This window comes from Herbaspirillum sp. WGmk3 (genome assembly GCF_023952535.1).
Lineage (GTDB): Bacteria > Pseudomonadota > Gammaproteobacteria > Burkholderiales > Burkholderiaceae_D > Herbaspirillum > Herbaspirillum huttiense.
In genome coordinates this window covers 1-238 of the sequence record NZ_JAKYWT010000155.1, presented here as the reverse complement: position 1 = coordinate 238, position 238 = coordinate 1, and the positions used below count along the sequence as shown (strand labels likewise).

General features: G+C 44.5%; 1 protein-coding gene. It reads right to left on the bottom strand.

All coding sequences use genetic code 11. The annotated features are described in order from the left end of the window. On the bottom strand, positions 1-111 hold a 111-nt coding region (locus MKD49_RS26280; RefSeq protein WP_115769853.1), incomplete at its 3' end, for a protease FtsH-inhibitory lysogeny factor CIII. Between the last annotated feature and the right edge of the window lie 127 nt (positions 112-238).

Genomic DNA, 238 nt, shown 5'->3' with positions numbered 1-238 from the left:
AAGTATGTCGATAAGGCGTTTCCATCCGTCACGTAATTTACGGGTGATTCGTTCAAGTAAAGATTCGGAAGGGCAGCCAGCAACAGGCCACCCTGCAATGGCATATTGCATGGTGTGCTCCTTATTTATACATAACGAAAAACGCCTCGAGTGAAGCGTTATTGGTATGCGGTAAAACCGCACTCAGGCGGCCTTGATAGTCATATCATCTGAATCAAATATTCCTGATGTATCGATA